The organism is Mesorhizobium sp. B2-5-3 (genome assembly GCF_006441005.1).
Classification (GTDB): domain Bacteria; phylum Pseudomonadota; class Alphaproteobacteria; order Rhizobiales; family Rhizobiaceae; genus Mesorhizobium.
In genome coordinates this window covers 201,242-220,703 of record NZ_VFUS01000006.1, presented here as the reverse complement: position 1 = coordinate 220,703, position 19,462 = coordinate 201,242, and the positions used below count along the sequence as shown (strand labels likewise).

Sequence of the window (19,462 nt, the reverse complement as noted above, 5' to 3'; positions counted from 1 at the left end):
TTCCCTGGGACGACGTCAGGAAAAAACGATCAAGGGATTCAAGATACCGTTCTATCTCCTTGTTCGGGCTTGAGAAGATCAAGCCGCGGCCTTGTGCTTCCTGACGGCGTGCTTGTGGCTGTGCTTGCGTACAGGCTTCTTCACATGCCTGCTGGCGTGCTTGCGATGCTTGACATGCTTGTGCGCGGCCGCCTTGACCGGCTTCTTCACGGCAGCGGCAGCGAGCGGAGCCGCGGTCGAGGCTGCCGCGGTGGTGGCGGCCGCGTTGGCGGTGCTGGCGCCGAGAACCGGCATTGCGAGACCGAGTGCAATGGCCAGGCCGAGCGCGGAGAGGAGAGGCTTGTTCATGAAAGGCTTCCTTGTTTCAGAGATAGATGGTGGACGTCACTGGTTCAGATCGACCGGTGTCACGCCCAGAAGTTTCAAGGCGTTGGCGAAGGTACGGATGCCCTGCGCCTCCTTGCGTTCGGCACAAAAACGGCTGGCCTTGTTCTGGAGCGCGGTTGCCTCGGCCAGATGGATCGCACTGGCACCGAGGTCGTTTTTCGTCTCGATGGCTCCGTCGAGTTGAAGACCGAGCCGGCTGCAGGACTCGCTGCGGGTAACCGCCGCTTCCGCACCCGACGGTGCGACCGCATTGATGGCAAACGAAATGCCAAGCAGGGCACCCATCCATCCGGTCGAACGTGGTTTCATTTTCGGGACCATCCCTTTGCGTTGCGCCGCGACCGGTTCCGGCCGCCGCGGGGGTGGTTATCGCAGCACCGCTTTTCTCCAGTTTTTCCCGGACGTTGAATCTTGTTTCTGAAGTGTGTCTGGAGGGCGCTTCTCCCTCCTCCGCTGTGGGAAAACGTAAGAGCGCTGCGCCCGCTGCGGCGCTTCTGCCTCTTTCCCCGCCGCTGTCATTCGCGTATGGGCCGGGGCAACTCCCGCACCCTCACATCAGCCTCCCGGACCACTCATGATCAGACTTGAAAACATCGGCAAGCAGAACGGCCGTCAGCTTGTCTTCATCGAGGCGTCGGCCGCCTTGCAGAAAGGCGAAAAGGTCGGGCTCGTCGGCCCCAACGGCGCCGGCAAGACAACACTGTTTCGCATGATCACCGGGCAGGAACAGCCCGACGAGGGCCAGGTGCAGGTCGATCGCGGCGTCACGATCGGCTATTTCAGCCAGGATGTCGGCGATATGGACGGCCGTAGCGCGGTGGCCGAAGTGATGAACGGCGCCGGGCCGGTGAGCGAAGTGGCGGCCGAGATGGCGGCGCTGGAGGCGGCTATGGCTGATCCCGACCAGGCGGACCGGATGGACGAGATCATCGAACGCTATGGCGAGGCGCAGCACCGCTTCGAGGAACTCGACGGCTATGCGCTCGACGGCCGGGCGCGGGAAGTGCTCGACGGTCTCGGTTTCTCGCAGGAGATGATGGATGGTGACGTCGGAAAACTCTCCGGCGGCTGGAAGATGCGCGTGGCGCTGGCACGCATTCTGCTGATGCGGCCCGACGCCATGCTGCTCGACGAGCCGAGCAACCATCTCGACCTGGAAAGCCTGATCTGGCTCGAGCAGTTCCTGAAGAATTATGACGGCGCGCTCCTGATGACCTCGCACGACCGCGAGTTCATGAACCGCATCGTCAACAAGGTGGTGGAGATCGACGGCGGGTCGCTTACCGCCTATTCCGGCAATTACGAATTCTACCAGCAGCAGCGCGCGATCGCGGACAAGCAGCAGCAGGCGCAGTTCGAGCGCCAGCAGGCGATGCTGGCCAAGGAGATCGCCTTTATCGAACGGTTCAAGGCGCGCGCGTCGCATGCGGCCCAGGTGCAGAGCCGGGTGAAGAAGCTCGACAAGATCGATCGCGTCGAGCCGCCGAAGCGCCGCCAGACGGTGAATTTCGAGTTCCAGCCGGCGCCGCGCTGCGGCGAGGACGTCGTGACGTTGAAGAACGTCCACAAGGCCTATGGCAGCCGTTCGATCTATGAAGGGCTCGACTTCCAGGTGCGCCGGCGCGAGCGCTGGTGCATCATGGGCGTCAATGGCGCGGGCAAGTCGACGTTGTTGAAGTTGGTGGCCGGCGCGTCCGATCCCGACCAGGGTTCGGTGGCGCGCGGGCCTAGCGTGAAAATGGGCTATTTCGCCCAGCATGCCATGGAGCTGCTCGACGGCGAGCGCACCGTGTTCCAGACGCTGGAGGACAATTTTCCGCAGGCCGGCCAGGCGCCGCTTCGGGCACTCGCCGGCTGCTTCGGTTTTTCCGGTGACGAGATCGAGAAGAAGTGCCGGGTGCTTTCGGGCGGCGAAAAGGCGCGGCTGGTGATGGCGCTGATGCTGTTCGACCCGCCCAACCTCCTGGTGCTGGACGAGCCGACCAACCATCTCGACATCGTCACCAAGCAGATGCTGATCGAGGCGCTGTCGCAATATGAGGGCACGATGCTGTTCGTCTCGCACGACCGCCATTTCCTCGCGGCGCTGTCCAATCGCGTGCTGGAACTGACGCCGGAAGGCATCCACACCTATGGCGGCGGCTACACCGAATATGTCGAGCGCACCGGGCAGGAGGCACCGGGGCTGAGGGGATAAGCACAGAGGCTATTCTCCGGAAGCGGCCGTGGCACGCTGCGCCGTCATTTCCGAAAAGAGCCAATCGCGAAAAGCCTTCACCTTGCGCCGGCGGACCGCGTCCGGCGGGTAGACCAGGTAGAAGCTGGAAACCGATTTCAGCGCGTGGCCGAAAGGGCGGACAAGCCTTCCGGTGGCGAGGTCGGCCGCCACGAGCATGGTCCGGCCAAGTACCACGCCTTCACCTTGCACGGCCGACTCGACGGCGAAAGTGGCGGAATCGAAGGTAATCCCGCTCCGCGGATCCACGCCTTCCACTCCCGCGCTGGACAGCCAGGCCGCCCAGCCGATCGGGAAACCATCATGGATCAGCGTGTGATGCCTGAGATCGTCGGGCTTCTCCAGGGGCCAGGCGCCTTGCATGAGCCTCGGGCTGCACACTGGAAACACCTCCTCGCCAGTGAGGAATTCCGATGTGAGACCCGGATAGTTTCCGGCGCCATAGCGGATGGCGACGTCGATGCCGTCGCCAAGGAAATTGGTCAACTTGCCGGTCGTCGAAATCCTGACGTCGATGTCGCCATGCGCGCGATGAAAGCGATAGAGCCGCGGCACCAGCCATTTTCCCGCGAAGCCGTCGGAGGTGGAGACGTTCAATGTCGAGCCCGCATGGGCGGCCGTCGCCGATTGGGTGGCGGCCGCAAGCTGGTCGAGCATCTCGTGGACCGCCCTCGCATAGGGCTCGCCCACGGCGGTGAGGCGCACCGAGCGCGTCGCGCGCTCGAACAGAAGCACGCCGAGCTGTTCCTCAAGGTGCTTGATCGCCCGGCTGACGGCGCCGTGCGTGACGTTGAGCTCGTCGGCTGCCCTGGAGAAATTCAAATGCCGCGCGGCGGCCTCGAAGGCCGGCAGCGCGTTGAGTGGGGGAAGTCTGCGGATCATGGCCAATCTGTGAGATTTGATCACAAATCCTTGCCAAAGTTTGGATTGTCTGTCCAGCGCATGCTGGACAGAATGCTCGCAGGATTTGTGATCAAACGTCACGAGAGCAGCATGGCTACCGTTCACCCCTTCCTCTGGTTCAATCTCAACGCCGAAGAGGCGCGCGACTTCTATCTGTCTGTGTTCAAGAATGGCCGGGCGCTTGAGGCGATCGAATTCACCGATTTCGTCGGCGGCACGAATAAAACGGTGCCGCACGCGATTTTCGACTTCGAGCTCGAGGGCCAGCGCTTCACCGCGCTCAATGCCGGCTCGATGCCGCCGTTCAACGAGCGGATCTCGCTCTACATCGAGACCAAGGACCAGGCCGAGACAGATTATTACTGGAACGCGCTGACGGCGGGCGGCGGCGCAGAAAAGCCTTGCGGCTGGCTGAGGGACAAATTCGGCGTCTACTGGCAGGTGATCCCCGAAGCGGCGCTGCGCCTGATGAACGACCCGGACCGCGACAAGGCGGGCCGGGCGCGGCAGGCGATGTACAAGATGAGCAAGATCATTGTCGCCCACATTGAGGCGGCCCACGCCGGCAAGGCGTAATCCAGCAGTCCATCCTGAAGACGGAGGTTCCCATGGCATCGCTCAAGGGCAAGAGAATTATTGTCGTCGGAGGCAGTTCCGGCATAGGGCTCGGCGTAGCGGCAGCCGCGCTGGAGCGCGGCGCGGAGCTGGTGATCGTCGGCCGCTCGGGCGAAAAGCTCAAGGCCGCGGAACGGACGCTCGGCCCGGGCGGTCGCGTGCGAAGCCTTTCCGCTGATATGACGAAAGAGGCGGATATTGCCCGGATATTCGACGAAACCGGTGCCTTCGACCACCTCGTCTCGACGGCCGGCACGCCGCCGCCCAACGACCCGATCGGCCAGACCGACATGGACTTCGTGCGACGCTTCGTCGACAACAAGCTGATCGGCGCCGTGATGCTCGCCAAACATGGCGGGCGCATGCTGAAAGCCGGAGGGTCCATGACCTTCACCTCAGGCATCAACAAGGACCGCCCGCCGGTTCCTGGAGGCTCGATTGTTTCCGCGATCGCCGGTTCATTCGGCTATTTCGCCCGGGCGCTGGCGCTGGAACTGGCCCCGACGCGCGTCAACATCGTGTCGCCGGGATGGGTCGACACGCCGATGTGGGACGAACTCGTCGGTGAGGCCAAATCCGGTTTTTTCGCCGGCATGGCCGCCCGCCTGCCCGCGAGGAAGGTCGCTACGCCCGCCGACGTCGCCCCTGCCTATCTCTACCTCATGGAAAGCGAATTCACGACCGGCGAGACGATCCGCATCGATGGCGGACAGAACCTGATCTAGTTGGCATCGCAGGGTCGTCAAACGTCACGCTTCGATGCGACGCCACCTGGGTTTGAACGATACCGTCCGCAGTCCGGCGTCGCGCACGCGATTGACGAATGCGTCGTTGACGAACACCGGGGACGCGCGCATCGGCAGCTTGAAAATTTCGGCGGTGCCGATCTTGTCCGCATCGAATTCGTATCGCTCGATCGCGAGAATGGCGCCGTCATCAAAATAGACGATTCCAGACCGCTCCTCGTCCAGCGCATCGATCACGGTGGTCGCGTTGAAAAGCCAGACCTCTTCCCCGCGCAACGGGATCAGCTGGCCATAGGGCAGCAGATATGCCTTCAGCGCGTCGACGGCAGGCTTGCGCAAAAGCGGCGCATGCTCGCCAAGCCAAGGGAAGTCCGAATAGAGGGGGTCGCCCTCCGACACGCGACGCATGACCGGTGGATCCCAGTTCTCGAGGGGTGTTCCGTCAAGGGAGGAGAAGACCTCGTAGTAGGCCTCGTCGACCGGAAGCACCCATTCCTGGCCCTCGACAACCGCGAATTCGTAAATGGTCGTCATCGCCGGCGTTCCCAAGTTCAGGCCTGCTTCCGCTTCTGCGATCCCATCAAACGCTGGCCTGCCTTCAGAAGCATCAAAGCATATCATCTATGGATATTTTGTCGTGGCCGGGGGGCTCGGCTCGCCCGCGAGTTCGTTCGGCAGCGGCAAACTCGAGCACTGCAAATGTATCCTGCGGGCGAATATCTTGCGCTCCTTTTGCTCGTGCTCCTTGATGGCTGCCGCGAGACCCAATCCGTAAGGGCCAAGGAAGACACCGGTCCCCCAACCGGGATGCTCTTTTTCACGCGCATCATAGTTCGAGGCCTCGACCCGGGCCTGTGGGCATTCCGGCGATATCCATTTCGGGTCTTGCGTCGAAAGCGAGGCCCCATAATCCACCGGAGAGCTCACACATCCAGTTGCCACCGTGGCTAGCACCACCAACACCACAAGTCTCATCCCGGGTCTTCTCCGCGGCATTTTCGAGAGCACAGACCCTCCTTGCTACACGGGGAAGGCCGGCGCAAGGCGGTTGACCCGGCAGGCCATCCGGCCGATAGGTCCGCTAAAAACCTCGAGAACCCCATGACCACACAGCTCCACGATGCGACGACGGCCGCAGCTGAGCCCGTTTCCGATGCCGACGCCGCCTGGCAGGACGACATCCGCGCCGGCGTGCGCCATGTGCGCGACCTGGCCGTGCAGCCGCTGTCGCCAGGCGAACGCGCGACGGCCCAGGAAGCAGCCTCCCGCCACAAGGTGCGTATCCCCAAATCCTATCTCGACCTGATCGACTGGGAAGACCCCGCCGATCCTATCCGGGCGCAAGTCATCCCGTCTCCCGACGAGCTGGTGACCGGCGAAGGCGAGCTCGACGACCCGATCGGCGACCACGCCTTCAGTCCGGTGCCCAGGCTGACGCATCGCCATGCCGACCGGGTGCTGCTGTTTCCCACCTATCAATGCGCGGTCTATTGCCGCTTCTGCTTCCGCAAGGAGTCCCTGACCTCGATCGGACGCGGCTATACGCGCGAAGCCCTGGAGCCGGCGCTCGCCTATATCGCTTCCCACCCCGAGATCCGCGAGGTGATCCTGACCGGCGGCGACCCGCTCTCGCTGCCCGACAAGGCGCTCAACGAAATCCGCGCCCGCATCGAGGCGATCGCGCATGTGCGGCTGATGCGCATCCACACCCGCGTGCCGGTCGCGCTGCCTTCACGCATCACGCCAGGGCTGATCGCTGCCTTGCAAGGCCGGCTGATGATCACGGTCGTCACCCATTTCAACCATCCGCGCGAGATCACCGATGCGACCGAGGCGGCCTGCCGCGGCTTGCGGCAGGCGGGATTCGTGCTGCTCAACCAGAGCGTCCTGCTCAAGGGCGTCAACGACACTGTCGAGGTGCAGGAGGAACTCTGCCGCGAGCTGATGTACCGCCTGGGGGTAAAGCCCTATTACCTTCACCACGGCGACCTCGCGCGCGGCATGGCGCACCGCCGCACCACGATCGCCGAAGGCCAGGCGCTGGTGGCCGCGCTGCGCGCGCGCCTGTCCGGCATCTGCAATCCGGTCTACGTGCTCGACCTGCCCGACGGTGGCGGCAAGGTGCCGATCGGGCCGGGTTACGTGGAAGACCGCGACGGCGGCAACTGGCGCATTCGTGGGCAGGATGGAAAGGTGAGGGAATATACCGAAGTGGTGAGCCAGCTCTGAGCCGACATTCTCGGCGGACGGCCATGCAATCAGGCGTTGTCGCGCCCCGGCATAAATGCATATTGTGAGCGGTTCGCGGATTGCGGGGGCATGGCGGGTGGCAGCAGCAGACAGCGGTCAAAGCGTTGTGCCGCAAAGGCAATTCGTCGATGCCGGGGTTCGGCGCTGCGTGCTGGACACGGTGGGCCTCGCGCCCCGGCAAGCCGTTGCGTTGTGGCAGGAGAATATCGGCCTGCTCTACGACGTTCGCCTGCGCAACGCCGGCGATGACCGGTTTCATTTTCACGCCGATGCCTTTCACTTCGGCGAGATCGTCCTCACCTCGTATGGATGCATCGCGCAAAGCTTCGACCGCTCGCGCGCCCGGATCAGCCGCGACGGCCTCGACCACATCACTGTGCAGGTCTGCCTGCGCGGAAGCCATGGACGGCGCGATGGCGCATCGGATGAAAAGGCCTCATCCGGGGACCTGATCGTGGCCGACCTGGCACAGGCCCAGTCGACAGGCACCTCCGATTTCGACAGCCTCAACCTGACCATGCCGCGCCGCCTGCTGGCGCCATTCCTGAAGGCGCCGGACGAGCACAATATGCGCGTCATTTCCGGCAACGCGCCGTTGGCGGCGCTGTTGCGTGGGCATCTTGTGGGCCTCTACGGGGCCGCGCCCGCAATGAGCCGTCAGGACGCCGAGGCGGTGATCGGGCCGACGCTGGAACTCGCCGCCGCAGCCGTGAATTCGGCCGTGGCGGAGGAAAACGCCGCCTCGGTCCACCTGGCGCTGACCAGCGAGATCCGTCGCCACATCGACGCGCATATCCGCAGCCGGCACCTCACCGCCGAGGCCATCGCCGCCATGTTCGGCATGTCCATGCGCAAGCTCTATTACCTCTTCGAACCTCATGGCGGTCTTTCCAGATATATCCAGGAGGAGAGGCTGCGCCGCTGCCGCGCCGAGCTCGCCGATCCCGGCCGCCGGCACGAAAGCATTGCCGAGATCGCCGGTCGCTATGGTTTCGGTCACCGCAAGAGCTTCGTGCGCGCCTTCCGCCGCTCCTTCGACATGACCCCGCGGGAGATGCGGGCACATGCCGCCCATGGGCGCAGCCAGTCCCTCGGCCATGGCGAGAACCGCACCATGTGGCACTGGATCCGCGAACTGCGATAGAGGCGGCGTGCCAGCCGAAAGACAAATGAATCAATGGACAAGCGGTGTCCGATCAGCAGGCATGTGAAGAGCCTTCCCGTGCTTTCCGAGGCGATTTCCCCGATCGGTTGCACCAGCGGCCACATTCCCTGCGCCTCATGCCACATTTGCGCGGAGCCCTCACATAGGTCTTGAAATTCTGCCGCAGCCCGCGCGAAAAGCGGCCGAAGGCTCACACCACGTCGAGGGCACTGGAGGGGTTCATGGCACTGTCTAGAGCGGAGAGGCAGCAAACGGCGCCCGCCATCGGCGGCACCCCGTGAGGTTCTGAGCGGGGATCGAACGCAGGTGGCCGACCAGGACACCATCATAGTTCTGTCCACGGACGCGATCGCGGCCCGAGAGCGCGAAGCTGCCGTGCGCGAGTTCTATGGCCGCATCTGCATGCGGCTGGACCTTGCGCCGCTTGAACGCGGCGAGTTGCGGCTGAGCGCCTCCACCACCATCCTGCCAGGGGTGAGCGTGGCCCACGGGCAGGTCGCGCCCATGGCTTGGGAACGCACGGCCGCGCTCCAGCAGGACGCCAATGACGACCTGGTGGTGTCCTGGATCGCGGGCGGGTGGCGTTTCGATACGGCACGGCACGAGGCGGTTGAGACCTCGCCCGGTGCGCCCTGCATCATGCCGATGGACCGGAGCTGGCGAGCGAGGGCGCAGAACGGCGATTGGACGATCTGCGCGCGATTTGCCCGATCGACGCTCACTCCTCTCCTTCGCCATGTCGGCGATCTCAGGCCGGATGCCATCAATCCCGGCACGCCTGAAGCGCGGCTTCTGCTGGCCTATGTCGAGGCGGTGGCGGGTGGGGCGATCGGCCCCGGTCTGGCGCCGCTGGCCGCCCAGCACATTGCCGATCTGTTCGCCGCGGCGGTCGGCGCCAACCGCGAGGTTGACCAGGTGGTCGCCGGCCGCGGCGTTCGTACCGCCCGCATGCATGCCATCAAGCGTTATATCGAGGAGAACCTGCACCGAGCGCGCCTCTCGGCAGAGACGGCGGGCCGGGGGCTGGGGCTCAGCCCGCGCTACATCAGGCGCCTTTTCGCCGAAGAGGGGCAGGGGTTTTCCGACTATGTCATGCAAAGACGGCTGGAGCGGGTCCACCGGCAGCTCGCCAGCCCGCTTTTTTCAGCAAGGCCGATCGCCGACCTCGCTTTCGAGGCGGGGCTGGTCGAACCCTCGACCTTCTACCGGCAGTTCCGGTCCCGCTATGGCATGACCCCATCGGAGGTGCGCGCCGGCCGCGCGCCGTGAGACGCATGCGGCCGCTCACGCATGGCAAACCCGGTCACCTGTTCCGTCAGTGCCACTTGCCTGTGCCGCCAGTGCGATACGCCTTTATCCCCGGTGCGGGCATGGTCGCGCCGGCGGACGCGGGTGCAACGGCATGCGCGGGAGCGGGGGCGAGCGGCCAGGCCTCCGTGACATCGGAAAGCTGGCCCTGGAGATAAAAATGCGTGCGGCGAGAAGCTTGATACTGGGCATTACGGTTTTCTGCGCAATTCTTCCGACCGAGGTCTTCGCGGCCTACAAATGCATGAATCCGGCAATCTGCAGGGCGGTCTGCGGCAGCGAAACATGCGGCAAGATCGCCGCGCGCGATCCCGACATGAAGGCGCTGGACCTGTCCAAAGGCGCGTCCGGGCAGATCGCCGCTTCCAGCAGCGGGTCTTCGTCCGGGACCAGCTCGAGAAAAACCTACACCTGTTCGAACCCGGCGATCTGCATCGCGGTCTGCGGCAAGAAGACCTGTCCGTAACCAGAACGGACTCGGCGTATCATCAGAGGCGCCGGCGCGCTGCGCCGGCGCCTTTCGTGCGTGCACGCGGTCGGCGTGCCGGAACGCGGCGGCATTCCCAGCCTGGTTCCTCTCGCTAATATTCGTGGGCGAGGACTTCAGTCCTGGCCGCCGAGCCCCTGATTTTTCTCCTTCAAAAGAATCTCATCGCGCCCGGGAATAAAGCGCGGGGCTGCAGGGTCTTCACTGTAGCGGGCCAATCTGACGGCCCGCGCCGAGGAAACGAAACAAGGACCTAGCCAAAATGACCAAGCTCGCTCTCAGCGTGGCTGCCATGATGCTTGCCTCGAGCGCTGCCTTCGCCGGCAGCGATCATGGCGCCAATAACGCCAACCAGCCGGTCGCTCCGGTCGACACCAATGCCACCGGCTCGATCGCCTACACCGCACGCCCCAATGGCGCCGACACCAAGATAAAGACGGGGCCGAGCCAGGGGTCGGTGCAGGACATCATCACCAGACACAACAACGACAGCCTCTGGGGTCGCTGAATTCATGGGGCCGGGCCGGCTCCCGACGGGTACCGGCCTCTCCTCGTCATTCCTTCCAGGACTTTGGCCATTCGCGACTTTTAGCCACCACCTCGAACAGGAGATCACCATGTTCACCATGACACGCCGCACAGTGCTTGGCACCGCCGCCGCTGCTGCCGCCTTCGGCCTTGCCGGTAAGCTTGAATTCATCCGTCCGGCCTTCGCGCAAGCTCCGGTGGAGCCCACCGTCGGCTTCTACGGATACAAGGTCGGCGATATCGAGATCACCGCCATCTATGACGGCATCTGGCGCAAGCCGCACGACCCGGCCTTCATCAAGGATGTCTCGGTCGAGGACACCAAGGCAGCACTCGCCAAAGCGGGGCTGACCACCGACTTCATGCCCATCCCGCTCACTGTCGTCGTGCTCAAGATGGGCGGCAAGCTGATCATGATGGATGCCGGCTCGGGCGTCGGCCAGTGGCAGGCCAATGCCACGCATCTGCCGGCCAACATGGCCGCGGCCGGCATCGACTACAACGCGATCGACACCGTCATGATCTCGCATTTCCACCCCGATCATGTCTGGGGCCTGATGGAAAAGGGCACCAACGCGCCGGTGTTCCCCAATGCCGAGCTCATCGTCAACGCCACCGAATACAAGTGGTGGACCGACCCAAGCCGGCTGGCCAAGCTGCCCGAGGGCCGCAAGCCGGCGGGCAAGCGCATCGCCGAGAACTTTCCGAAATGGAAGAACTGGAAGCTGGTCGAGGACGGCGCCGAGGTCACGCCCGGCATCCAGATCATCGCCGCGCCCGGCCACACACCAGGCCATTCTGTCTACCTGGCCAACTCCGGCAAGGAGCAGATCATGATCTCGGCCGACACTATGTATGTGCCGGCGCTGCTGGCGCCGCATCCGGAGTGGCAGGGCGCTTACGACCAGGACGGACCGACGGCAATCGCCACGCGCCACAAGATCATCGACCGGGTGATATCGGACAATATCCGCATTTCCGGGTCGCACTTCCCGTTCCCGGGCACCGGCACCTTCGTCAAGGACGGCAAGGCATACGGATTTACCCCGGTCCAGATCTGAGCACGAGCTTCCAACGCAAGCGAGAAAGACAATGAAACGATCCCTTTTGAGCAGAAATGCCCTGTCGGGCAGACATGCCCTGTTCGGCCTGCTCGGCGCCATTGCCGTGCTGACCGTGCTTCCCGTTGCGACAATCATGCCGGCCCATGCGGTCGACGACATCGAAGGCGCCGACGCGCCGGATCTCACCGCCATCAAGGCCAAGATCGATGCCAAGGACTATTCCGGCGCATTGGCCGAGCTGCGCGATCTGGCGCAGGACACGCAGCAGGCGGACGTCTACAACCTGCTCGGCTTCACCCTGCGCAAGACCGGCGACTACAAGACCGCGCTCACCTACTACACCAAGGCGCTGGAGCTGAAGCCCGACCACAGAGCCGCCCGCGAATATCTGGGCGAGCTCTATGTCGAGACCGGCGACATGGACAAGGCCAAGGAGCAGCTGGCCTCCCTGCAGCAGCTGTGCCCGGCCGGGTGCGACGAGCTTTCCGACCTGCGGCAGGCCATCGACACCAAGGTGACGAAGTAGGACCTTTTCTCTTCCCCACAAATGGGGAGAGCTGGCTCGGCGTAGCCGAGACGGAGCAGGGGCGTTGGCACCGAACTCGCCCCTTCGTCCACCACGGTTGGGCGCTCGTGGCTGGCGCGCTTTGCCGGAGCCGGCATCCTCTCCCTCGCGCCGGCTCCGGCCTTTTCAACATCAGGCGCTTGGCGCCTGCCCGTGCCAAAAAGATCGGAGGCTGACCATGACATTGACCGAACGCTCCGCGAAGCTGCAGGGTCTTGCCGCTAAATACCACCTCGGGGACGTGGGCCTGCTTGCCGGCCGCCTGCTTCTGTCTCTCATCTTTTTGCATGAGGGCGCCACGCGGGCCGCCCATTTCAATGCCGCCGCCAAAGCCATGGCAGCGCTTGGTGTCAACCTGCCGCTGTTTGTCGCCACCGTAGCGTTGCAACTGGGGGCAGGGCTCTCCCTCGCGTCAGGCCTGCTGACGCGGCTTGGCGCCATCGCGCTCGGCCTGTTCTGTTTGGCAACGGCCATGCTGTTCCACACCAATTTCGGCAGCCAGAACGAACTGCTGCATTTCGAAAAGGACCTGGCGATATCGGGCGGCATGTTCGTGCTGGCCGTTGCCGGGGCCGGCAGGGTCTCGCTGGACCGGCTGTTGGCGCTCCATCTGCGGCAGCGCCAGCGCGGCGAGGACATGCCGGCCGCGTTGCCCACAGCGGAGACCCAATTGCCAGTGGACGTGAAGCAGCTGGTTTGAACGGCGCCGCCTTCGCATTCGCCCAGCGGAGCGCCGCGCCTATTTCCCGCGCTTTGCTGGAACCAGCCTTGACCCCCCGCATTGCTTTAGCAGGGGCTCAAGGAGCGCGGCGTGAAAGCATTGTTGGGACTGGTCTGCGGTTTCGTTTTGACCCTTGCGGTGTTCGGTAGCGGTCTGGCCTTCGCCGTCTGGCTAATCACCGCGAACCCACCGCGCCAGGCACCGGCCACCGTCAGTATGGCGGAGCTTTGGACCAAAACGGCGCGGCCGGTGGACAGAACGGCGCAGAATCTCGAGCGCCTGCCGGCCGAGCAGCCCGCGCCCGCCAATATCGAGCCCAAGCGCCAGGCCGGGGAGACCGATCCCACCGCCACCGGCGCCATCGCGCCCGCCACGGCCGAACTGCCGCAGCCGCATGTCGCCTGGTGCGCGAGCCGCTACCGCTCCTACCGGCCGCAGGACAACAGCTACATGTCCTATAGCGGGCAGCAGCGCCCCTGCATCTCGCCCTATCTCGACGCCGACCGTGCCGCGCCGCCCGCCGCCGAGGCCAGCTACGTCGAGGACAACGGCACTGGGCCGGGCGCCTATGCGGCCGCTGGCGATGATGACCATGTCGCCTCCTGCTTCAGCCGCTACCGCTCCTACCGCCCGGAAGACAACAGCTACCAGCCCTATTCCGGCGGGCCGAGGCGGCAATGCCAATAGCGGGCGCTGCGCTTTCCGGCTGCATTCCACGCAAAATTCCACTCCGGCAAGGGTTTCTACCACGCTGCCTACCACGCCCACACAAACACCACGCCCTTATCAAGCCGCCAACAGCGCAACAACGGACCGAGACGGTCGTGCGCTGAACGACCTGTCACTGCAAGATCCAGTGGGATCGCGGTTGGCCGGTTTCGCCTGAAACAACAAACACGGTCCCATGAACGCGGGCGGGCGGCGCGTCGGGGCCAAATGTCAACTTCAAAAGATGGAAACCGAAATGAAGAAGATCGTATTGACCGTTGCCTCGTTGTTGTTCGCCTCCGGCATGGCTTTTGCCGGCAGCGACCACTTTGGCTCCGACTTCATCCCTGCCGCAAGCAGCTATCCAACCGCCCATGCCATGATGTCGGGCGGCGCCAAGGCGGTTGTCCCGAGCGTCACAAACAGCATCACTGACAGCGCAATGGGGGCAAACTCGAACTCCGACATGCCTGCACAGGGCTATGGTCAGGGCGTCTGGGGACGCTGACAACAAAGCCGGCCGCCGCGGCCGGCATCCAGGCGGCGGGGGGACCCGCCGCCTGGATCATTTCGCTCCATGACCGGGCTCTGCCCGGCGCGCCTCGTGTCATCCCAATCTCCAACGACCCGGCCCGGCGATCACGCAAATTCTTTGGATCGTTCGGAGGCGGGCGGCGTTCAGATGCTACCCAATGGAGGATTTGAGAAATGGGCGACGACCAACGGCATGGGAAAATCCGGGAGCGCGCCTATCGGATCTGGGAGCGCGAAGGCGGCGGCGACCCCGAGCAGCACTGGCATCGCGCGGAGGCCGAGATCGACAGGGAGCTGTCGATGGCGGCGGGCAACGCGCCGCCGCGCGAGATTGCCAGCACCGACGTGCTTACGGTCGAGGAGCTGGCCATGCGCACCGGCATATCAGGCAAGCAGGCACAGGACCTGATCGACAGGCTGGGCAACGACCGCGCCGCGATCGAACAGGCAGCACTCGGGCTGAAGGGCAAGCGGCGGCGAAATCCCGGTCAGGGAGAGGCCAAATGATCCGCAAACTCAAGGACGGAAAATACCGGCTCTATTCGCGCAAGAAGGATGAGAAGACGGGCAAGCGACGGAACCTGGGGACTTTCGATAGCCGCGAGGCGGCGGAGAAGCATGAGCGCGAGGTGCAGTATTTCAAGCGCCATTGAGGAAATCGACTCGTTGGTCCTTTATTCTCGGCGTTGTCCCTGCCGCTCACAAAATCCGACCCACCAATTGTAGGCTGCATTGGATTTTGGAACACGAGGCAGATGCCAATCGTGATGCGAAGATGCGGCCCTTGCCCTCGCCACGAGGACATATAGGGCATATAGTTGAAGATCGCCGGCTCGGACCTGACAAGCTGGCGATTGAGAGCGGAGACGTCGCTTTAACTACGGCGCGCTTCTAACTCGGGTTGTTTCACACGCTCTCATAATTGCCCGCCGCGGCCGGCCTCTGCTTTGCGCGATCCCGGTCGCTATTGCATCTATCACTGAAGGAGAACTGAGCTTTTCACTGGAGGAGAAGTCGTCATGCATTACCTTCCCAGACGTGAATTCATCGTTCAAGGCGGGGCAGCCCTCGCAGCGTTGGCGTCCTTTCAATCGCGGATTGCCTCTGCCTTTCCAAGCCGGGCCGGCGAGGAAGTCATCAAATGGTTGGATCAGCTGCCGCCGAACCCGGTTCCGGAAGTCATCAAAAATCAGCTGGTGTGGGAGGATCTCGATTCCTGGGTGACGCCCAACGACAAGTTCTTTTCAATCGCGCATTTCGACCGGCCGGTGATCGACGAAAGCACCTGGAAACTCGAAATCGGCGGCTCCGTTAAAAAGCCGACAACCCTGACGCTCGCCGACATCAAGGCTCGACCGCGCCAGGAAGTCACCTTCACGGTCGAATGTTCGGGCAATACCGGTCTGCCGTTTTTCAATGGCGGCATTGGCAATGCGCGCTGGGCGGGCACGCCGCTCGCGCCGATCCTCACGGAGGCCGGAGTCCTCGACACTGGTATCGAGGTCGTCTTCTGGGGCACCGATAAAGGGGAAATCAAGCGGGCCGACGACGTCAAGTTCACGCAGAATTTTGCGCGCAGCATGTCACTTCCCGACGCCATGGATCCCAAAAACATCCTTTGCTACGAGATGAATGGGTCCCCCTTGCCTCCTGACAACGGCTTCCCGCTGCGGCTGATTGCGCCGGGATGGTACGGGATCGCGAACGTCAAATGGATCAAGCGCATAGACGTGAACGATCAGCGCTTCGAGAACCGGTTCATGGGACGCGATTATGTCACGCTGCGCGAGGAAGACCACAACGGCGAGACAGTATGGGTGGAAACTTCGGTCGGGCGGGCGAGGCTGAAATCGGCACCGGCCCGGGTCACTCATATCGGCGATGACTACCGGATCGTCGGGGCCGCCTGGGGCGCACCGGTCGACCGGGTCGAGGTGAAGATCGATGACGGGCCATGGATGCCGGCGGCCATCGACGAAACCGACAAGGCGGACTTTGCCTGGAAACTATGGTCCGTCGACTGGCCCAAGCCTTCCGCCGGAGAGCACGCCGTCACCTCGCGCGCGGTTGATACGGGAGGGCAGGTCCAACCCGCAATGGACGATCCCATCATTGCCAAGAAGCATACCTATTGGGAAAGCAACGGTCAGGTGACGCGACGTATCAACATTCACTGACTGGCGGGCAGTCGTATCAAAGTGTCTGAGAGCGATGTGCCCCCATGTCTTTGGCATGGGGTCACCCACATCCGACCAGGCGCCGGCCTGAAGCTGGCCAGAGACGATGCGATGACGACTCCATCGCAGCGCCAAGAGCGGTGTTTAGTGACCTGCGCGGACGCGGAGAAAACTTGAACGGCTGGCGTTCCTCGTCCTTCGCCGAGCCCGGTGGCCGTCACCGAGCTCGACTTTATGCGCGACGAGGACGGCGCCACGCCGTGACCCAATGGACCAAGGACCAGCTGAAAGGAGTGCCGGAGCACCGAGACTGAAGGGCCCGACCGTGGCCCTTTTCGAAAGGAGAGTGAGATGATCCGAAAGTGCCCGGACAAGGGCAATTCGCCGTGCCTGAGGGTGGTAGTGCTTAGTGACTTCGGCCAACCGAGAGTCTAGGCTGGCATCGGTTCTGTCAGCGCGAAGACCGTCACATGCCCCGCTTTCTTGCCGTCTACACCATGAAGCCTGAAGACCTTGCCCGCTTTCGCAGCCTGCCCAAGCCCGAGCAAGATGCGATTGATAGCGTCGGCCTACAGCAGTGGACGGACTGGGAGGAGAGAAATGCCGCATCTTTCCCCGATCGCGGCGGCATGGTCGGGAGGACGACGCGCGTTACCAAGGATGGGGTCGCAGACGCCGTGAACCCTTTCTGCGGCTACATTGTCGTCGAGGCCGATACAATCGATGCCGCCGCCCGCCTGTTCGAAAGCCATCCGCATTTCACCGTCTTCCCGGGAGACGGCGTGGACATCATGCCTTTCGTCACTGACCCTCAATGACTTGAAACTCCGGCTGTCGCTTTCTGATGTCGAAGGCTGTCTGTCAGCTCTCGGGGAACTTTTCCCCCGCGGAACCGATCCTGGCGGTTCGCGTCAGATTCAGGTTGAGAGCACGCTGACTTCCTGAAGTCCCCAAAACGTTTCCGGCCCCTTTGAGTTCTCGGGGAGGGATCGTTGGGGCGGCGCTGATCAAGCCGGTCGCGCCTCTTCGACGTTGCGCGCGCTCCAATGGCGCCAGATGACGGGAATGGTCAGAACCAGGCCGAGTAGGGACGAATAGAGTTCGGGCGCCACCAGAAGCAGGGCGGCCAAGACCAGCAACACGTTTTCCCATGGCCGGGTGCGCACGAGCAGGTAGCGCGAGAGGGCGGCCCCCAGGCAGGTGATGCCGAGCACGCAGCCAAAGAAAGCCAGGAAGAAGTTCGGCCAGGTGAAATCTTTCGTCACCAGCAGAAGCGACGGCGAGAAGACAAAGACAAAGGGCACCAGCGCCTTGCCGAGCCCGAGCCGAAAGGCAGTGTTGCCGGTCTTGAATGGATCAGCTCCCGCCATGCCGGCGGCAGCGTAGGCAGCCAGCGCAACCGGCGGCGTGATGTCAGCCAGCAGGCCATAATAGAAAACGAAGAAGTGGGCGACGATCGGCTCGGTGCCGAGCATCACCAGTGCCGGCGCGGCAATCGTCACCATGATGATGTAGTTCGCTGTCGTCGGGATGCCGCAACCCATCAGGATGCAGACCACGCCGGTCATGATCAGCGTGAACAAAAGGGTCAGCCCGTGCGTCGAGAAGATCGCTTCGGGGATAAAGGTGCCGAACAGCAGCGACAGATGGCCTGCCGTCGAAGTGACGATGTAGGACAGCTTGAAGCCGACGCCGGTCAGGGTGACGACGCCGACGACGATGCCGACCGTGGCGGCGGCAGCGCCGACGGCGAGCGCATACTTGGCGCCGTCGCGCAGGCACACCACGATGTCGGCGACAGACATGCGCCGGCGCGGGTTAAACAGGCCGACCAGGATGCACAGGGTAATGCCCCAGAAGGCAGCCATGTAAGGCGTATAACCCGCAAGAAGCACGCCGATCAGGACGACGAGAGGGATGATGGTCGGCCAGTCCCGTTTCAATGCCTCGACCACGTCGGGCATCTCGTCCGGCCGCAGGCCGCGCAAGCCGGTGCGCTTGGCCTCGAAATGCACCTGCATGAACACGCCGAAGAAGTGCATGAAGGCCGGCACTATCGCTGCCAGGATGATGGTCGTGTAGGGCAGTTCGAGGAACTCGATCATCAGGAAGGCGGCGGCTCCCATGATCGGCGGCGTCACCTGCCCGCCGGTGGAGGAAGCCGCCTCCACCGCGGCGGCGAAATGCTTCTTGTAGCCGAGCCGGATCATCGCCGGGATGGTAAGCGAGCCGACGGTGACGGTGTTGGCGACCGACGAGCCAGAGATCATGCCAAACAGGGCCGAGCCGAAGATCGATACCTTGGCCGGACCACCGGCGTAGCGGCCGGCGACCCATGCCGCGCAGTCGAGAAAGAGCTGGCCGAGACCGATGCGGGTGGCGAAGACGCCAAACAGGACGAAGTGGAAAACGTAGGTGGCGACGACGCCGAGCGCGATGCCGTAGATGCCTTGCGTCGTCAGGTAGAGGTGGTCGACGAGCTGGGAGACGGACGCGCCGGGATGCACCAGGATGCTCGGCATATAGGGGCCGAACAGCGCATAAGCCATGAAGAGGATGGCGATGATGGGCAGCGGGATGCCGACGGACCGGCGCGTCGCTTCCAGCAGGAGCAGAATGAGGGTCAGCCCGAGCACCACGTCCGTCGTCGTGGGGTTGCCGACGCGGAAGGCAAGATCGTCGAGCGGGATCATCGGCACGTGCAGGACCGCTATCACCGCGGCAAGCGCCAGCAGCCAGTCGAAAACCGGTATGCCGAGCGGCCGCAGAAAGCTGGATTGGGCGGGCTGGTCGTAGCCCTTCTTCACCAGAGGGAAGACGAGGAAGATCAGCGACAGCACCATCGACAGGTGGATGCCCCGGTGCAGCATCTCCTGCAGCAAGCCGAATCCAGCCGTGTAATAGTGAAACAGCGACAAGGCCACCAGGAGGAAGCCGACCAGCCAGCCGGCGGCCCGGGTCAGCGGCCGGAACCGGATCTCGGAGTCGAATTTCTCCTCCAGTTCGCGAGCCTTTTCCTCGTCGAACTCCATGCCGGAAAGCCTGATTTTGTCGTCGTCGCTCATAGT

23 protein-coding genes and 1 pseudogene are annotated in these 19,462 nt (G+C 63.6%); 18 read left to right on the top strand and 6 right to left on the bottom strand.

Features of this window, described 5'->3' with window-relative positions:
* Positions 1-78 precede the first annotated feature (78 nt).
* Complete coding sequence (locus tag FJ867_RS16270; RefSeq protein ID WP_140556396.1) at positions 79-348, bottom strand: hypothetical protein; 270 nt, start codon at positions 346-348, stop codon at positions 79-81.
* Positions 349-384: 36 nt separating this feature from the next.
* On the bottom strand, positions 385-696 hold the full coding sequence (locus FJ867_RS16265) for a hypothetical protein (protein ID WP_246672659.1): 312 nt from the start codon (positions 694-696) through the stop codon (positions 385-387).
* A gap of 265 nt (positions 697-961) precedes the next feature.
* Here FJ867_RS16265 and FJ867_RS16260 point away from each other — a divergent pair, with 265 nt between their 5' ends.
* Entirely contained in the window at positions 962-2,584 is a 1,623-nt protein-coding gene (locus FJ867_RS16260) for an ABC-F family ATP-binding cassette domain-containing protein (RefSeq protein ID WP_140817925.1), read from the top strand.
* A 9-nt stretch (positions 2,585-2,593) separates the two neighbouring features.
* Here the strand turns inward: FJ867_RS16260 and gcvA are convergent, their stop codons facing one another.
* Positions 2,594-3,505: a transcriptional regulator GcvA gene (gene gcvA, locus FJ867_RS16255; RefSeq protein WP_140817923.1), complete on the bottom strand. Its 912-nt coding sequence runs from the start codon at positions 3,503-3,505 to the stop codon at positions 2,594-2,596.
* 111 nt (positions 3,506-3,616) lie between these two features.
* Here gcvA and FJ867_RS16250 point away from each other — a divergent pair, with 111 nt between their 5' ends.
* Together FJ867_RS16250 and FJ867_RS16245 are read left to right on the top strand one after the other, a co-directional pair.
* Entirely contained in the window at positions 3,617-4,102 is a 486-nt protein-coding gene (locus FJ867_RS16250) for a VOC family protein (protein ID WP_140728424.1), read from the top strand.
* 32 nt (positions 4,103-4,134) lie between these two features.
* Positions 4,135-4,866 carry an SDR family oxidoreductase gene (locus FJ867_RS16245; protein ID WP_140817921.1) on the top strand — a complete coding sequence of 244 codons (732 nt, stop codon included), beginning with the start codon at positions 4,135-4,137 and terminating at the stop codon, positions 4,864-4,866.
* Between the two features lie 24 nt (positions 4,867-4,890).
* Here FJ867_RS16245 and FJ867_RS16240 read toward each other — a convergent pair whose 3' ends face one another.
* Together FJ867_RS16240 and FJ867_RS16235 are read right to left on the bottom strand one after the other, a co-directional pair.
* Complete coding sequence (locus FJ867_RS16240; RefSeq protein WP_246675063.1) at positions 4,891-5,436, bottom strand: DUF1629 domain-containing protein; 546 nt, start codon at positions 5,434-5,436, stop codon at positions 4,891-4,893.
* A 72-nt stretch (positions 5,437-5,508) separates the two neighbouring features.
* The gene (locus FJ867_RS16235; protein WP_140817919.1) at positions 5,509-5,862 is read right to left on the bottom strand and encodes a hypothetical protein; all 354 of its coding nucleotides are present in this window, start codon (positions 5,860-5,862) and stop codon (positions 5,509-5,511) included.
* A gap of 126 nt (positions 5,863-5,988) precedes the next feature.
* Between FJ867_RS16235 and FJ867_RS16230 the strand changes: the two genes are divergently transcribed.
* The 15 genes and pseudogenes from FJ867_RS16230 to FJ867_RS16160 all read left to right on the top strand — a co-directional run bounded on the left by FJ867_RS16230 (position 5,989) and on the right by FJ867_RS16160 (position 17,212).
* On the top strand, positions 5,989-7,116 hold the full coding sequence (locus FJ867_RS16230) for a KamA family radical SAM protein (RefSeq protein WP_140671025.1): 1,128 nt from the start codon (positions 5,989-5,991) through the stop codon (positions 7,114-7,116).
* A gap of 97 nt (positions 7,117-7,213) precedes the next feature.
* Positions 7,214-8,281 (top strand): helix-turn-helix domain-containing protein, encoded by a 1,068-nt coding sequence (locus FJ867_RS16225; protein ID WP_181168373.1) that lies wholly within the window; start codon positions 7,214-7,216, stop codon positions 8,279-8,281.
* A gap of 327 nt (positions 8,282-8,608) precedes the next feature.
* Positions 8,609-9,571: an AraC family transcriptional regulator gene (locus tag FJ867_RS16220; RefSeq protein WP_140499017.1), complete on the top strand. Its 963-nt coding sequence runs from the start codon at positions 8,609-8,611 to the stop codon at positions 9,569-9,571.
* A gap of 199 nt (positions 9,572-9,770) precedes the next feature.
* Entirely contained in the window at positions 9,771-10,076 is a 306-nt protein-coding gene (locus tag FJ867_RS16215) for a hypothetical protein (protein ID WP_140499015.1), read from the top strand.
* 283 nt (positions 10,077-10,359) lie between these two features.
* Positions 10,360-10,605, top strand: coding sequence for a DUF680 domain-containing protein (locus tag FJ867_RS16210; RefSeq protein WP_140499012.1), 246 nt, complete (start codon positions 10,360-10,362; stop codon positions 10,603-10,605).
* A gap of 109 nt (positions 10,606-10,714) precedes the next feature.
* Positions 10,715-11,686: an MBL fold metallo-hydrolase gene (locus tag FJ867_RS16205; RefSeq protein WP_140499010.1), complete on the top strand. Its 972-nt coding sequence runs from the start codon at positions 10,715-10,717 to the stop codon at positions 11,684-11,686.
* A gap of 31 nt (positions 11,687-11,717) precedes the next feature.
* Positions 11,718-12,215, top strand: coding sequence for a tetratricopeptide repeat protein (locus FJ867_RS16200; protein ID WP_140521451.1), 498 nt, complete (start codon positions 11,718-11,720; stop codon positions 12,213-12,215).
* Between the two features lie 217 nt (positions 12,216-12,432).
* Positions 12,433-12,954: a DoxX family protein gene (locus tag FJ867_RS16195; RefSeq protein WP_140817915.1), complete on the top strand. Its 522-nt coding sequence runs from the start codon at positions 12,433-12,435 to the stop codon at positions 12,952-12,954.
* Between the two features lie 111 nt (positions 12,955-13,065).
* Positions 13,066-13,662: a BA14K family protein gene (locus FJ867_RS16190; protein ID WP_140521453.1), complete on the top strand. Its 597-nt coding sequence runs from the start codon at positions 13,066-13,068 to the stop codon at positions 13,660-13,662.
* A 277-nt stretch (positions 13,663-13,939) separates the two neighbouring features.
* Positions 13,940-14,191 (top strand): hypothetical protein, encoded by a 252-nt coding sequence (locus FJ867_RS16185; RefSeq protein WP_140521454.1) that lies wholly within the window; start codon positions 13,940-13,942, stop codon positions 14,189-14,191.
* A gap of 200 nt (positions 14,192-14,391) precedes the next feature.
* Positions 14,392-14,724, top strand: coding sequence for a DUF2934 domain-containing protein (locus tag FJ867_RS16180; RefSeq protein ID WP_140521455.1), 333 nt, complete (start codon positions 14,392-14,394; stop codon positions 14,722-14,724).
* Entirely contained in the window at positions 14,721-14,870 is a 150-nt protein-coding gene (locus FJ867_RS16175) for a hypothetical protein (RefSeq protein ID WP_127204769.1), read from the top strand. The genes FJ867_RS16180 and FJ867_RS16175 overlap by 4 nt, the downstream gene beginning before the upstream one ends.
* 366 nt (positions 14,871-15,236) lie before the next feature.
* Positions 15,237-16,394 carry a sulfite oxidase gene (locus FJ867_RS16170; protein ID WP_140516107.1) on the top strand — a complete coding sequence of 386 codons (1,158 nt, stop codon included), beginning with the start codon at positions 15,237-15,239 and terminating at the stop codon, positions 16,392-16,394.
* Positions 16,395-16,604: 210 nt separating this feature from the next.
* Positions 16,605-16,708 (top strand): annotated as a pseudogene (locus FJ867_RS28995) (PRC-barrel domain containing protein); the annotation flags it as partial.
* Positions 16,709-16,864: 156 nt separating this feature from the next.
* The gene (locus FJ867_RS16160) at positions 16,865-17,212 is read left to right on the top strand and encodes a hypothetical protein (RefSeq protein ID WP_140500147.1); all 348 of its coding nucleotides are present in this window, start codon (positions 16,865-16,867) and stop codon (positions 17,210-17,212) included.
* A 189-nt stretch (positions 17,213-17,401) separates the two neighbouring features.
* On the opposite strand, the gene FJ867_RS16155 is transcribed toward FJ867_RS16160, so the two are convergent.
* Positions 17,402-19,459, bottom strand: coding sequence for a TRAP transporter permease (locus tag FJ867_RS16155; RefSeq protein ID WP_140521456.1), 2,058 nt, complete (start codon positions 19,457-19,459; stop codon positions 17,402-17,404).
* Positions 19,460-19,462: the final 3 nt, after the last annotated feature.

What these genes read in the sequence shown, in the direction of transcription:
- FJ867_RS16205 (WP_140499010.1), top strand. Translation starts at nt 10,715, where the DNA reads ATGTTCACCATGACACGCCGCACAGTGCTTGGCACCGCCGCCGCTGCT.
- FJ867_RS16260 (WP_140817925.1), top strand. Translation starts at nt 962, where the DNA reads ATGATCAGACTTGAAAACATCGGCAAGCAGAACGGCCGTCAGCTTGTC.
- FJ867_RS16155 (WP_140521456.1), bottom strand. Translation starts at nt 19,459, where the DNA reads ATGAGCGACGACGACAAAATCAGGCTTTCCGGCATGGAGTTCGACGAG.
- gcvA (WP_140817923.1), bottom strand. Translation starts at nt 3,505, where the DNA reads ATGATCCGCAGACTTCCCCCACTCAACGCGCTGCCGGCCTTCGAGGCC.
- FJ867_RS16235 (WP_140817919.1), bottom strand. Translation starts at nt 5,862, where the DNA reads ATGAGACTTGTGGTGTTGGTGGTGCTAGCCACGGTGGCAACTGGATGT.
- FJ867_RS16250 (WP_140728424.1), top strand. Translation starts at nt 3,617, where the DNA reads ATGGCTACCGTTCACCCCTTCCTCTGGTTCAATCTCAACGCCGAAGAG.
- FJ867_RS16265 (WP_246672659.1), bottom strand. Translation starts at nt 696, where the DNA reads ATGAAACCACGTTCGACCGGATGGATGGGTGCCCTGCTTGGCATTTCG.
- FJ867_RS16200 (WP_140521451.1), top strand. Translation starts at nt 11,718, where the DNA reads ATGAAACGATCCCTTTTGAGCAGAAATGCCCTGTCGGGCAGACATGCC.
- FJ867_RS16160 (WP_140500147.1), top strand. Translation starts at nt 16,865, where the DNA reads ATGCCCCGCTTTCTTGCCGTCTACACCATGAAGCCTGAAGACCTTGCC.
- FJ867_RS16185 (WP_140521454.1), top strand. Translation starts at nt 13,940, where the DNA reads ATGAAGAAGATCGTATTGACCGTTGCCTCGTTGTTGTTCGCCTCCGGC.
- FJ867_RS16195 (WP_140817915.1), top strand. Translation starts at nt 12,433, where the DNA reads ATGACATTGACCGAACGCTCCGCGAAGCTGCAGGGTCTTGCCGCTAAA.
- FJ867_RS16215 (WP_140499015.1), top strand. Translation starts at nt 9,771, where the DNA reads ATGCGTGCGGCGAGAAGCTTGATACTGGGCATTACGGTTTTCTGCGCA.
- FJ867_RS16230 (WP_140671025.1), top strand. Translation starts at nt 5,989, where the DNA reads ATGACCACACAGCTCCACGATGCGACGACGGCCGCAGCTGAGCCCGTT.
- FJ867_RS16245 (WP_140817921.1), top strand. Translation starts at nt 4,135, where the DNA reads ATGGCATCGCTCAAGGGCAAGAGAATTATTGTCGTCGGAGGCAGTTCC.
- FJ867_RS16175 (WP_127204769.1), top strand. Translation starts at nt 14,721, where the DNA reads ATGATCCGCAAACTCAAGGACGGAAAATACCGGCTCTATTCGCGCAAG.
- FJ867_RS16210 (WP_140499012.1), top strand. Translation starts at nt 10,360, where the DNA reads ATGACCAAGCTCGCTCTCAGCGTGGCTGCCATGATGCTTGCCTCGAGC.
- FJ867_RS16170 (WP_140516107.1), top strand. Translation starts at nt 15,237, where the DNA reads ATGCATTACCTTCCCAGACGTGAATTCATCGTTCAAGGCGGGGCAGCC.
- FJ867_RS16270 (WP_140556396.1), bottom strand. Translation starts at nt 348, where the DNA reads ATGAACAAGCCTCTCCTCTCCGCGCTCGGCCTGGCCATTGCACTCGGT.
- FJ867_RS16180 (WP_140521455.1), top strand. Translation starts at nt 14,392, where the DNA reads ATGGGCGACGACCAACGGCATGGGAAAATCCGGGAGCGCGCCTATCGG.